This window comes from Akkermansia sp. N21116 (assembly GCF_029854705.2).
Classification (GTDB): Bacteria; Verrucomicrobiota; Verrucomicrobiia; order Verrucomicrobiales; family Akkermansiaceae; genus Akkermansia.
The window spans coordinates 3,214,889-3,227,058 of sequence record NZ_CP139035.1 but is presented as its reverse complement, the minus strand read 5'-3'; the positions used below and the strand labels follow the sequence as shown (position 1 = coordinate 3,227,058).

Genomic DNA, 12,170 nt, shown 5'->3' with positions numbered 1-12,170 from the left:
TTTCCGGGGAATTTGGATTAGATTCCGAGGTAGTCATTAAGGACGGGCCGATCGGCGGGAGCCCATGGCAGAGTTGCCAGGTGCTGCGGGGAGAGGAGGGCAAGAGCCGCGTGTTCACGGCAGGCCGGGAAGGGAGAATTGGGGGCCAACTTGCAAATGAAGGGGAAAAGGCGGATGGCATGGGTTCCGTAATCATGCTCGTGGGGAGGCAATGGAATGAGCTCTGAGATTTCGCATCCGAGTTCTTCCCGGATTTCCCGGATGATCGCTTCTTCGGCACATTCGCCCGGTTCCAATTTGCCTCCGGGGAATTCCCAAAGCCCGGCGAGATGGGAATTGCTGCCTTTGCGGGCAGCCATGGTAATAGTGCCACCGATTTCCGTATGGATTTCGAGGAGAGCGCAGCAGACGTCGATCATGGATGGAAGGTCAGGGGATGGATGGTGAAGGTTTTTGCCTCCGTGTCGAGAATGCCGTAGGAGGATTTGCCCGATCGGTTGCCGACGACTTCACCGGGATTGGCCAGGATGCAGGAGCCGATGCGTGAAACGGCCGCCCGGTGATCGTGACCGTAGAGAACGGCATCGTACATGCCGCTTGCTGCCAGTTTACCTGCATGGTGAGGGTAGTGGGTAAAGGCAAGTTTGAAGTTGTCCGAGGTAAGTTTGCCGACTGATCCCTGAAGGGTGATGTGGGCGGCTTTGGATGCGACCATTTGAAGCCCGTATGCTTCGTCGTTGTTGCCATAGGCAATGTCGACGGGAATTCCCCGGGTTGATTCGATCAGTTCATGCAGGGTGGAAGGTTCGCAAATGTCCCCCATGCAGACGATGCGGCTGCAGTTGCTCTCCCGAATTTCTTCCAGAATCAGAGCCAAATTGACCGTGTGGTCGTGGATGTCGCTGATGGCTGCAATGAGCATGTTGCCATGCTAGCGTTCTCTGACGGGCCAGGCAAGTAACTCTTCGGGAATTTCCGGAAGCCGGGAAGGAATGGAACCTTTTTTGGCGAGAAGGCAGGTGAATCCCCCTGCTCCCAGACCTGCCGTAGGTAGAAGACGGTAACAGGGGAAAGGGGCTGATGGTACTTGGAAGCGGGCCAGTGCCGGAGTTTCGACGGCGTACATGTCCTGGTTGCGCTTCAGGAGCCAGGCGACGGTTTTTTCATTTTCTTCCGGGGCGTATGTACAAGTTGTGTAAAGCAGATGCCCCCCCGGCGAAAGTGTTTTCAAGGCACACAGAAGAATTCCTCTCTGGCGTTTGGCGTTGCCGCTGATCGTGGATGTATGGAAACAACCCGGATTGGGGATGCCTTTGGCGAGCATGGAGTGCCCGCTGCATGGGGCATCGACCAGAATGAGGTCGAAACATTCCGGAGCCTGTGCCGCCCATTGGTCTGGCCGGAGGCGCTGGGTGAACATGTGGAAGAACCCGCAGCGAGATAGATTGTGGCGCATGATGCCCAGGCGTTTGGGATGGATTTCGTTCGAAATGTGCAGACCGGGGCGGAGTCTTGCCTGAGCCAGGATGCTTTTCCCGCCCGGAGCGGCGCACATGTCCAGGCATCTTTGCGGGGGAGGGAGTTGTGAGAGTGGGGCGGTTTCCCAGACGGAGGAAAGATCCAGCGGGTAATAGTAGCCTTCGGCATAATCGCCGGGCGCACCACAGGAATCTTCGTCGCAGGGAACCGTTTCATCCACGGGGTAGATACCTTCGCCTATCCAGGGGGGGATTTCCCCGGAGCCTGTTTGGGCACCGGGAGGAATATAGCCTTCCGGGGCTCGCGGAGTCAGGACGAGCGCTCGACGGGAGGATTGCCCTTGTGTCAGGCAGACCTTCAAAGCCTTTGCCTCATCCGGGGGGATTCCCAGGCGGGAGATGAGGCGGTCCTCCGGGGTGGGGGCGTCTTGTCCCATGGAAGGGTCAGGCGTTTGTTTCCCCGGAGAATGTGTCGCGGGCCAGGCGCGCTGCCCCGATGATGCCGGCTTCCGTGCCGAACATGGCGGGGATGATCTGCAGGTGCTTGACGAGCGGTTCCGGCATTTGCTCGCGCATAAATGTTTGCAGGGGATCGAACAGAAGAGCCTTGGCCTTGGAAACGCCTCCGCCGATGACGATGACTTCCGGATTGAAAAGGTAGCAGCAGTTGATAAGAGAGCAGGCGAGTTTGCGGGCGATGTCGTTCCAGATCTTCAGGGCGATTTGGTCTCCGTTGAGAGCAGCTTTTTCCAGAGTAATCGGATTGCAGTCCACAATGGTTTTGTCCTGGCCGTGGGAGGCGTACATGGAACGGGCATCGGCGGCGAGCTCCTTGTTGCCGATGTAATCTTCGAGGGATCCGCGGTTGCCATAGTGACCGAGCCGTCCATTGTAGTCGATGCTGGTTTGTCCCAGTTCTCCGGCGGAACAGGTTGCTCCGCGCAGGAGAGCCCCGTTAACGATGATGCCGCTGCCGACTCCGGTACCCAGGGTTAGACAGATGGCGTGTTTTTTGCCGCGAGCCGCACCGAGCTGCCATTCGGCGTAGGCCATGCAATTGGCGTCGTTTTCTACACAGACAGGAAGGCCGGTGGCGGCCTGGAGCAGATCGCGGACAGGGATATTGTCCCATCCTGCGACATTGGTAAGCGTAAAGACCGTTCCTTCATAATGGTTGACGAAGCCGGGCATGCCCATGCCGATAGCCGAGGCTTCCGGATGGCTGGCGCGAAGCATGCCGACGAACTGAGAAATGGCCTGAATCAATTCCTCCGGGGTTTCATACTCCTGAGTGGCGATGGAAGGTGCCTGGGCGATCACCTGGCTTCCGAGGACGACTCCTAATTTAATAGAGGTGCCTCCAAAGTCGATACCGATGGTTGGAATTTCATTTTGGCTCATTTCTTTTTTCCATACCAAAAAATATGCCGGGAAGGAAAGCCGAAAAAAGAAATGCTGCCGGCTTTGCCGCATTCTCCGTGGAATAGACCGGCAGGCTGGCAGAGATCATAACGATTCTTCTTGAACCGGAGCAAAAAAAACATATATCCTTCTCAAAGCTGGGTTACGGAGAGCTCCGTTCCCGTGCATCCATCCTTCAGGAATCCGGCGCCCAAGCTGGTTCCTCCCAAAAAACAACTTCTGGAAAAACGCCGTTTCATCGGCCGCGAATGAACACACTATGAAAAAAGAAACTCCCCAGTCTTCTTCCGCCCACGGCGGGAAAAAGAATTCGGTTGCCGACGCTCCACCCGTTGAGGCCGTAACGGCCGCTACGGTTAAGAAAGCCCTTTCTCCGGCGATGATCAAAGCTATGGACGATCTGAAAAAGGACGCCAAGTGGATGAAGTTCGTTGAAAGCCAGAAGCAGCATCTTCTGGATCTTCGGGATAATATTCTGGATTCCATGAATGGCGTTGCCCGGGAAGCTCTTAAAACGCATCCAGAAGGAAGCGAGGCTTCCGGTTCCGGAGAACACCAGGCCGATGCCGGCAGTGATGCCTATGACCGTGATTTCGCACTGAGCCTTCTTGCCAAGGATCAAAACGCCCTGTCCGAGATTGAAGAAGCCCTCAAGCGCATCGAAGTCGGAACGTATGGAATTTGCGAAATGTCCTACAAACAGATCCCGATTTTGCGTCTGAAAGCCATTCCTTTTGCCCGGTTAACAGTTGAATGCCAGGCAAAATGGGAAAAAGAAAAAGGCCGCGCCGTCAAGTTCACGACCCGCGATGCCCTGGGCTTCGCAGGCATGCAAAATGATCCGGACTTTACAGTTTCTCTTGACGAAGACGAGGAATAGTGTAAAAGCCTTTTTCCCGAAACTTATATTCATCATGCCTAGAGACATCATCATCCTCGAATGCACCGAGGCCAAAGCCGAAGGAAAGCCGACGTCCCGCTACGTCACCACGCGTAACAAAAAGAGCCTGCGTACGCCTAACCGTCTGGAAAAGATTAAGTATAATCCTTTCCTGAAGCGCCGCACTCTTCACCGCGAAATGCGCTAATCGTATTCCTTCCGGTTTACCCCAATCATTTTTACTATGTCTACAGAACCTAAGACTGTCGAACGCCGTATTCGTTTTCGTCGCTGCAACCGCACGATGCCGCGCCGTCGCCACGATATTCCCGTTGACCAAATCAATTTCCTGAACCCGGAATTTCTTTCCAAGTTCACGTCGGAAACGGGCAAGATCCTGCCCCGTCGCGTGACTGGCGTTTCCGCCAAAATGCATCGCAAGATCACTCGTGAGATCAGGAGATCCCGGGCAGTCAATCTGCTCCCCTAATCTTTTTCGGTGATCTTTCGGTAGAATTATTTGTCTTTAAGGCGGGAGTCTGTCCGGATCATCCGGGCAGACTCTCGTTGTATTTCCTTTCGATGAGTCCGATTCAAAATCTTAGGGATACCCAGGCGGAAAGAGATTCCCGCAATATCTCCATTGACCGGGTGGGAGTGAAGGGAGTTCGGTATCCCATTGTCATCAAGGACAAGGAAAACAGAACCCAGTCGACCGTGGCGACTCTTTCCCTGGCTGTCGATCTCCCTCAGGAATTCAAGGGAACGCACATGAGCCGCTTCCTGGAAGTGTTGCATAATCGCGGTCCCCAAATGGATGTTCATTCAGCCGTTTCCCTGCCGAAAGAACTGCTGACCCGGTTGTCGGCGAGCCGTTCCCATGTGGAAATGTGCTTCCCGTTTTTCAAGAGCAAGAATGCTCCCGTCACGGGGATTCCCGGGTTGATGGATTATGAAGTCTGTTTTGAGATGGAAGCCGTCAGGGATCGCTTGATCGATTTCATCCTGACTGTCCGCGTTCCCGTGACGACGCTCTGCCCTTGTTCCAAGGCGATGAGTGAACGCGGTGCGCACAACCAGCGCGGGATTGTAACCTATTCCGTGCGTTTTGCGTCGCAGCCGATCTGGATCGAAGATTTGATTGAATTGGTGGAATCCTGTGCCAGTTGCGGCGTGTTCAGCATTTTGAAGCGCCCCGATGAAAAGTGGGTGACGGATCACGCCTATGAAAATCCTGTATTCGTGGAAGACCTTGTGCGCAATGTGGCTATGAAAACGGAACAGCACTCCGCATTCAGCTGGTATCGGGTGGAAGCTGAAAATTTCGAGTCCATCCATAATCATCAGGCGTACGCCGTGATTGAAAGAGTGTTGGAAAAGAAGTAAACTGCGGTCATGAACGATCAATACTGGATGATCGCCGCGGTTGTCTGGGCTCTCTGTGTGTCCGGATCCGGTGCGCTAAGCCTGTTCCATCCCGGCCGGAACAGGCGCTTTGTGTGGGTATTGATGCTGGTATTGATGCTGATTCAATCCGCAGCTTTGATGGAGCGTAGCGCTTTGGGGGCGACATGTCCGATCCGCGGACGTTCCGAAGTGTTGTTTTTCCTGGGATGGGCTTTGAATGCCTTTTACCTTGTTCTGGGGCGTCCCTACCGGATGTCGGTGATCGGTGCGTTTACGGCACCGTTGGTGGCTGTTTTATCCTTACTGGCAGTATTGTTTTACGATCCGGTGGTTCAATCTCTTGCCGGGCAGGGCTGGCTGACATGGCACATTGGCCTGGCAATGCTGGGATATGGGGCGCTGGGCCTGTCGGCTCTGTCGGCAGTCGTATTCCTGATTCAAAATTCCTTGATGAAGGCCGGGCGTTTGACGGGGTTGAGCCGCAATCTTCCTCCGGTGAGAACTTTGCAATCATGCATGATCCGGTTGATTGATGCGGGATTTCTTCTCCTCATGCTGGCCCAGATATGCGGATTGCAAGCCTGGATGGCGATTCCCGTTGCGAAGTGCGTTGTGGCTGCGGCCGTAAGCGTAGGGTATTTGCTGTTGATCTCCGTAACGTATCTGCGTGGCTTGCCCGGAAAGGTGCTGGCGTGGTGGTCGATCGGACTGTATGTGTTGTCTTTGAGTATTTTCCTTGTTTTGCAATGAGTTTGTCGTGTTTGGGATTGAATTACCGGACGGCTCCGGTGGAAATCAGGGAATGCTTTGCCATTGCCAGGCCTCGCCTTGCCAAAGCAGAGGCGGAGCTTTTGGAGCAAACTCCGATTGACCAATGTGTCGTGCTTTCTACCTGTAACCGTATGGAAATTTATTTCTGTGCGGATGACCATGAGCTGGCTGCCAAGGCTATCCGGGAGTATTTCACGGGTTCCCGGGAAAATATCGAGTGCCGGGACGGGTATTTTTACCAATGCTCGGGAGTAGATGCCATGAGGCACTTGTGCCGCGTATTGAGCGGGTTGGATTCCATGGTTCTGGGAGAAACGGAAATTTTCGGACAGGTCAAGGAAGCCTACCGCATCGCTTTGTCCGCCGGGATGACGGGGGGGATTTTGAACAAGGTGTTCCAGAAGGCGTTCAGCATTGGAAAGAAGGTGCGCCGTGAGACGAAAATCAACGTGGGAGCGACTTCAATCGGCTCTGTTGCCGTGGATTTGGCCGGGCAGATTTTTGGCGAATTGAAAGGTTCCCAGGTCTTGATTCTTGGTGCGGGTGAAATGAGCCGGGTAACGGCCCAATCCTTGAAATCTCGCGGCGCCAAAAGTATTTTCGTAGCCAATCGTACGCATGAACGCGCTGAAGAACTTGCCCGCATGGTGGAAGGCGAAGCGATCCGTTATGAACAGTGGTGCGAGTATCTCAAGCATATCGACATTGTCATTGCTGCGACATCGGCCCCGCATTATGTGATTACCCGGGATCTGCTCCTGCCCCTGCGTGAGGCAAGAAAGTTCCGTTCCCTCTTCCTGATTGATATTTCCGTTCCCCGTAACATTGATCCTGCTACGGCAGATATTGATGAAGTTTATGTGTACGACATCGATACCCTGAGACTTCTCGCGGATGAAGCTCGCCGTTCACGAGCGAGGGAAATCCGGCACTGCGAGGATATTATCGAACAGGACATGATGAAACATTTTCCCACACTCGACCAGTTATGACCCGTTCCAGCATCATTCTCGGTACGCGCGGCAGCGCTCTGGCCCTCAAGCAGACGGATATGGTGAAGGAGGCTTTGTCCCGTGCCTGGCCGGATCTTGGCGTGACTGTGAAGATTATTTCCACGACGGGAGATCGGAGGACGGATGTACCTCTTTCCCAGGTGGCTCGTGTAGCGGGTATTGCGGACAAGGGGATTTTCCTGAAGGAGATCGAGCAGGCGCTGGAAAACGGAGAAATCGATTTTGCCGTCCACAGTCTGAAGGATATGCCCAGCGAATTGGATGCCCAGTTTGAGCTGGCTGCCGTTTTGCCGCGGGCTCATGTGGATGATGTACTGGTGTTCAAGGGGCAAAATTCCCGGTTTTGTCGCCGCATTGCAACGGGAAGTGTCCGGCGGCGCAGGATGGGGGAGGTCTTTTGGGGGGAGAAAACGAAATTTGAAGATTTGAGGGGTAATGTACCGACGCGTCTGGCCAAGCTGGCGGCTAATCCGGCGCTTGACGGCATTATCCTGGCTCGTGCCGGGTTGGAACGCCTTGGGTTGTTTGCATCGGAATCTTGCTGCGACGGTGTGTCCCTTCGCATGGAACTGCTTCCGGGAGACGTGTTTGTCCCGGCTGCGGGTCAGGGGATTGTGGGCCTGGAAATCCGGAAGGAAGATGCGGGAATGCGCGCGATTCTCTCCGCGATCGACCATGCCGAAACTCATTTGCAAGCGCGGGCGGAACGTGAGTTCCTCAGGTTGCTGGGAGCAGACTGTTCGACGCCTGTGGGCGTACACGCGGAACTTTTGCCGGGGGGCATGATGAATTTGCGAGCCCTTTTATTCCGCGACAGTGAAGGCTTGCCTCCGTTTGCCGATTCCCTCGAAGGCTTGGCTGACGAGCCGGAAATTCTTGCCGAACGCCTTTGGAAGCGTTTGTAAGGAAAAGGCTTTTGCTTAACGGCCGGGAAGGTTGAATTTCCGGGCAAGTTCCGCCATGGAGAACATCGTCATGGTCGGCTTGCCGGACGGGGTGCAGTAAGGAACTTCGCAATTGAGAAGGCGCTCCAGAAGGTCGGGAGAAAGGGAAAAATTGATTTTTTCCGAACGGGACGATTTTTGTGCCAGTTCTGTAGAAAACGCTTCGAAGGTCAACCTGCCCGCTTTTTTTCCGGATTCGGTGTCTGTGATGCGGTCGATGAGTTCCAGAATGAAGGAACGGGCGTTTTCCGGATGTAGCATGGCGGGCAGGGATTCGACGCGCATGGTGCGTTGTCCGAAGGGAGACATGTTGATGCCCGCTTGTTCGAAGTGAGGGGCAAGCTCGTTCAGGACGGCGAAGTCGCGCGGATCGAGTTCCAGCATGACGGGATCCAGCAAAGCCTGGCTTTTGATGCCTTGGCGTGCATGTTTCATGAGCTCTTCGAAAATGATGCGTTCTCTTGCCGCCCTGGGGTGGAGGAGGACGAGTCCATCGTTGTTTTCAAAGAGGGCGTAGGTGGCGTTGAGGGATCCCAGATAGTGAAAGTCGGCGCTTTTTCGCAGGGGCGCTGGCTGTGGTCTTTCCAGGGGCAGATGGGATTGTGCTGCAGGCAGAGGTCGCAACGCACCTGCCGGAGAGGCGGCTCGGGGAGGAGGCTGGAGACTGTGGGCAGAGGAGGGGATGCTTGGTTCCTTTTTCGAAAGCGGGGGCGGTATTTTTTTACCGGGTACAGGTTCTGCCTGAAGTACGGCAACAGGTTGTTGATGAGGAGGGGCGGGGGGGGACTCCTGTATTTCTTCCGCAGCTTTGGGAGGCTTTATCGACTCTGAAATTTCCGGATCGCGATCGGCTCGAGCATGGGAAGACAGGGCACTGGAGATAGCCTCGATGACGCAGGAGACAATGTCCGATGGTCTCCGGAAACGGACTTCTTTTTTTGCCGGGTGGACATTGACATCGACGAGGGCAGGCTCTACTTCCAGATACAGGTACAGAGCGGGATGGAGGCCGGAGGGGAATCCTCCGAAGCCGTCGCGGATGGCGCGGCCGACAAGTTGGTCGTCGATAGGGCGATGGTTGAGGAAAACGAATTGTCCCTTTTTGTTGCGTCGTGCTTCAGAGAGTGGCAGGAGATAGCCGGTAGCGGTGACGCCTGTACCGATGGTTTCCGGGATGGTGATCAGGGCATCCGCCGTGCGGTGGTCTGTCAAGGCTGCGATGCGTGCCTGCAGATCGTGCGTACCGGGGAGGTCGAAAACTGTCTGACCGTCCTTGCGGAAGATGAACCGGACTTCCGGGAACGCGAGGGCGTGCAGGCGGAGCTGGTGTTCGACATGGGCTGATTCCGTTTCCTGGGATTTCAGGAACTTCCGGCGGGCGGGCGTGTTGTAAAAGAGTTCGTGGACTTCAATGCAGGTTCCCGGTGAGATCCCCGAGGATTTCGGCTCTTCCGGAATTCCGGCATGGATGTTGAGTTCACAGCCTTCGAGGGCGTCTTTTTCCCGTGTGGAGAGCTTGAGGCGCGATACGCTGGCGATACTGGGGAGGGCTTCTCCCCGGAATCCCAGATGATGGATGGCGAAAAGACCGTCAAGGTCCATCAGTTTGCTTGTCGCATGTCGCTGGAGGCAGAGCAGGGCATCTTCTCGGGACATGCCCGATCCGTCATCCGTGACCTTGATGAGGGCGGTGCCGCCCCTGGTGATTTCTACGGTGATGGTGCGTGCCCCGGCATCGAGGCTGTTTTCCACGAGTTCCTTGATGACGGAAGCGGGACGTTCCACGACTTCTCCAGCGGCGACCTGGCTCGCCAGAATATCGGACATGACGTGAATGTTGCTCATGGTTTGGAGATGGGAAAGGGGTACGAATTGCCGTGTGGAAAATCGTTTTTTTCATACCATGAACAGGAGAGTTTGGCGAGCAGATTGCCTGTCCTCTTCCGCTGAAAACAAAAAGACCGCCCGGAGGCGGCTTTTGCAAACTGGCAACCAGTACGGGAATCGAACCCGTGTTGCTCGCGTGAAAGGCGAGAGTCCTGGACCGCTAGACGAACTGGTCGTTGACCGTTTGCGCGGCGGGATTTAATCATAGCGCTAAAATTCTGGCAAGAAATTTCAACGATTTTCGGTATCAGAAATGGTGTCGAGTGCGCAATACGGTTGAGTTTCAGTTTTTCCGGTAGTATAACAAGGCGATTTTATGCTGACTGATTTTCGTCTCAAAGTTTTTGAAACGGTTGCACGGAGGTTAAGCTTTACACGGGCTTCGGAGGAGTTGTTTATTACGCAGCCTGCCGTGACGCGTCACATCCGGGAGCTGGAACAACAGTTCGGGTGCAGGTTGTTCAAGAGGAGCGGACGTAAAGTGGCGCTGACGGAGGAGGGGAAGAAACTCCTGGTGCCTGCCAGACGCATTTTGAAGGAGTATGCTCTGCTGAATGAGGTTATGGCAGGGGATTCTTCCCGTCTGCAGGGGTATCTGCACATGGGGGCCAGTACGACGCTGACCCAGTATGTCCTGCCGCCCATCCTGGCATTGTTTCACCGTATGTATCCTGATATCCGGGTTGATTTGATGGATGGAAACACGGAATGTATTGAGGCGGCAGTTGTCGGCGAAGTTGTCCAACTGGGACTTATCGAGGGCAGCGGCGAGCATGCCGATCTCCATTACCGATCCTTTATCCGGGATGAGATCGTGCTGGTAACGGCAGTGTCCAATCCGGCTCTGGTCCGTCGGGAATGGACGGTGGAGCAATTGAGGGAGCTTCCTTTGGTGCTGCGGGAGGCGGGATCCGGAACACAGGCTGTTGTCAGGAAGGCCCTTGGTGAGAAAGGGATTCTGGAAAATGAACTGAGCGTGTCCATGCGTCTGGGTAGCAGTGAGAGTATCAAACGCTATTTATCGAAGTCGAATGCTTGCGCGTTCCTGTCTCTTTTTGCCGTACGGGAGGAATTGGAACGGGGAGCTTTGGTGCGTGTCCCCGTCCGGAATTTTGATGTGACAAGGGTATTCCGATTTGTGACTCCGCATGGAGAACAGAGCCGTCTCAGCGGGTTGATGATTCGATTTTGCCTGGATTATTATAACAAAATGTAATTGATCATAAGATGTTATTATTAGATATTTTGATGAAAGAGGCGTATAAGACCATCCGTTCTGCATCTTTTCCCATTTAATATGTTTATTCAAAAACACGGTAACATCCTCCATGGCATTCTCCTGATTGTCCTGTTCTCCTGTTCTGCTTTTTATATTGCCGACATACCGTTCGTCAAAAGTTTGTCTTTCAGCCCCTTGATTGTCGGCATTATTTTAGGGATGATCTATGCGAACAGCCTGAGGAACCAGTTGCCGGAGACCTGGGTGCCGGGTATCTTGTTCTGCACGAAGAGGATTTTGCGTTTGGGGATTGTCCTGTACGGATTTCGTCTAACCTTTCAGAGTGTGATGGCAATCGGGATTCCGGCGATTGCCGTTGATGCCGTAATCGTTGTCTCAACGATTATTCTCGGCGTACTGGCCGGACGCCTCTTGAAGATGGACCGCGATACGGCTCTGATGACGGCGGTGGGCAGTTCCATCTGCGGTGCCGCAGCCGTGCTTGGCGCCGAACCGGTGGTGAAGTGCCAGCCGCACAAGACAGCAGTGGCCGTATCGACGGTTGTCATTTTCGGAACTTTGTCCATGTTCCTGTATCCAGCCTGTTACCGGGCCGGGTTGTTTGACCTGACTCCGGAACAGATGGGATTGTTCACGGGGGCAACTCTCCATGAAGTGGCTCATGTCGTTGGTGCAGGCAATGCCATGGGTACTGAAATTTCAGATCCGGCGGTGATCGTGAAGATGATCCGTGTCATGATGCTGGCTCCCGTGCTGTTGGTGTTGAGCATATTTCTGGCACGTCGCGTGGCCCGGGCAAGTTCGGCGCAGGGAGCGGAGAAGACGGTCATTACCATCCCTTGGTTCGCCTTCGGCTTTCTAGCCGTGATCGGAATCAATTCGCTGGATCTTCTCCCGGTTTCCCTCGTCCAGGGAATTAACAGCCTGGATACTTTCCTGCTGACAATGGCTATGACGGCACTGGGAACGGAAACAAGTTTTGACAAGTTTAAAAAGGCCGGAGCCAAACCCTTCCTTCTGGCCGCTATTTTGTATGTATGGCTGGTTGCGGGCGGCTATGCTTTGGTGAAGTACGGGACTTCCCTGTCGGACTGAAAAAAATATTCCCCGTCGTTCAAGAGAACGATG

The 12,170-nt window shown here is 54.5% G+C and carries 14 protein-coding genes and 1 tRNA gene; 9 read left to right on the top strand and 6 right to left on the bottom strand.

Annotated elements, in window-relative coordinates; translation table 11 throughout:
- Window positions 1–17: 17 nt before the first annotated feature.
- Genes QET93_RS12180 through QET93_RS12165 form a run of 4 tightly spaced genes read right to left on the bottom strand, consistent with a single transcriptional unit; the run spans window position 18 to window position 2,879 of the window.
- Entirely contained in the window at window positions 18–419 is a 402-nt protein-coding gene (locus QET93_RS12180; protein ID WP_280132206.1) for a (deoxy)nucleoside triphosphate pyrophosphohydrolase, read from the bottom strand.
- On the bottom strand, window positions 416–922 hold the full coding sequence (locus QET93_RS12175; RefSeq protein ID WP_280132205.1) for a metallophosphoesterase family protein: 507 nt from the start codon (window positions 920–922) through the stop codon (window positions 416–418). The genes QET93_RS12180 and QET93_RS12175 overlap by 4 nt, the downstream gene beginning before the upstream one ends.
- Before the next feature lie 9 nt (window positions 923–931).
- Window positions 932–1,915, bottom strand: coding sequence for an RsmB/NOP family class I SAM-dependent RNA methyltransferase (locus QET93_RS12170; protein WP_280132204.1), 984 nt, complete (start codon window positions 1,913–1,915; stop codon window positions 932–934).
- 7 nt (window positions 1,916–1,922) lie between these two features.
- Window positions 1,923–2,879, bottom strand: a complete 957-nt coding sequence (locus QET93_RS12165) for an ROK family protein (RefSeq protein WP_280132203.1) — start codon at window positions 2,877–2,879, stop codon at window positions 1,923–1,925.
- Window positions 2,880–3,159: 280 nt separating this feature from the next.
- Here QET93_RS12165 and QET93_RS12160 point away from each other — a divergent pair, with 280 nt between their 5' ends.
- The 7 genes from QET93_RS12160 to hemC all read left to right on the top strand — a co-directional run bounded on the left by QET93_RS12160 (window position 3,160) and on the right by hemC (window position 7,876).
- The gene (locus tag QET93_RS12160) at window positions 3,160–3,780 is read left to right on the top strand and encodes a TraR/DksA family transcriptional regulator (protein WP_280132202.1); all 621 of its coding nucleotides are present in this window, start codon (window positions 3,160–3,162) and stop codon (window positions 3,778–3,780) included.
- 34 nt (window positions 3,781–3,814) lie between these two features.
- Window positions 3,815–3,988, top strand: coding sequence for a 50S ribosomal protein L33 (gene rpmG, locus QET93_RS12155; protein WP_280127348.1), 174 nt, complete (start codon window positions 3,815–3,817; stop codon window positions 3,986–3,988).
- 36 nt (window positions 3,989–4,024) lie between these two features.
- On the top strand, window positions 4,025–4,270 hold the full coding sequence (gene rpsR / locus QET93_RS12150) for a 30S ribosomal protein S18 (RefSeq protein WP_280127347.1): 246 nt from the start codon (window positions 4,025–4,027) through the stop codon (window positions 4,268–4,270).
- 92 nt (window positions 4,271–4,362) lie between these two features.
- On the top strand, window positions 4,363–5,166 hold the full coding sequence (gene folE2, locus QET93_RS12145) for a GTP cyclohydrolase FolE2 (RefSeq protein ID WP_280127346.1): 804 nt from the start codon (window positions 4,363–4,365) through the stop codon (window positions 5,164–5,166).
- Between the two features lie 9 nt (window positions 5,167–5,175).
- The gene (ccsA, locus tag QET93_RS12140) at window positions 5,176–5,937 is read left to right on the top strand and encodes a cytochrome c biogenesis protein CcsA (protein ID WP_280132201.1); all 762 of its coding nucleotides are present in this window, start codon (window positions 5,176–5,178) and stop codon (window positions 5,935–5,937) included.
- 11 nt (window positions 5,938–5,948) lie between these two features.
- A complete protein-coding gene (gene hemA / locus QET93_RS12135; RefSeq protein ID WP_322190005.1) occupies window positions 5,949–6,950 on the top strand; it encodes a glutamyl-tRNA reductase in 1,002 nt (333 codons plus the stop codon).
- Window positions 6,947–7,876, top strand: coding sequence for a hydroxymethylbilane synthase (gene hemC, locus QET93_RS12130; protein ID WP_280132200.1), 930 nt, complete (start codon window positions 6,947–6,949; stop codon window positions 7,874–7,876). The genes hemA and hemC overlap by 4 nt, the downstream gene beginning before the upstream one ends.
- Window positions 7,877–7,891: 15 nt before the next feature.
- Here the strand turns inward: hemC and mutL are convergent, their stop codons facing one another.
- Together mutL and QET93_RS12120 are read right to left on the bottom strand one after the other, a co-directional pair.
- Window positions 7,892–9,760 (bottom strand): DNA mismatch repair endonuclease MutL, encoded by a 1,869-nt coding sequence (gene mutL, locus QET93_RS12125; RefSeq protein ID WP_280132199.1) that lies wholly within the window; start codon window positions 9,758–9,760, stop codon window positions 7,892–7,894.
- A gap of 141 nt (window positions 9,761–9,901) precedes the next feature.
- Window positions 9,902–9,977 (bottom strand) — tRNA-Glu (locus QET93_RS12120).
- Between the two features lie 141 nt (window positions 9,978–10,118).
- On the opposite strand from QET93_RS12120, the gene QET93_RS12115 reads away from it, so the two are divergent.
- Together QET93_RS12115 and QET93_RS12110 are read left to right on the top strand one after the other, a co-directional pair.
- Window positions 10,119–11,018 (top strand): LysR substrate-binding domain-containing protein, encoded by a 900-nt coding sequence (locus tag QET93_RS12115; protein ID WP_280132198.1) that lies wholly within the window; start codon window positions 10,119–10,121, stop codon window positions 11,016–11,018.
- An 81-nt stretch (window positions 11,019–11,099) separates the two neighbouring features.
- Window positions 11,100–12,137: a YeiH family protein gene (locus tag QET93_RS12110; RefSeq protein ID WP_280127340.1), complete on the top strand. Its 1,038-nt coding sequence runs from the start codon at window positions 11,100–11,102 to the stop codon at window positions 12,135–12,137.
- The last annotated feature ends 33 nt before the right edge of the window (window positions 12,138–12,170 follow it).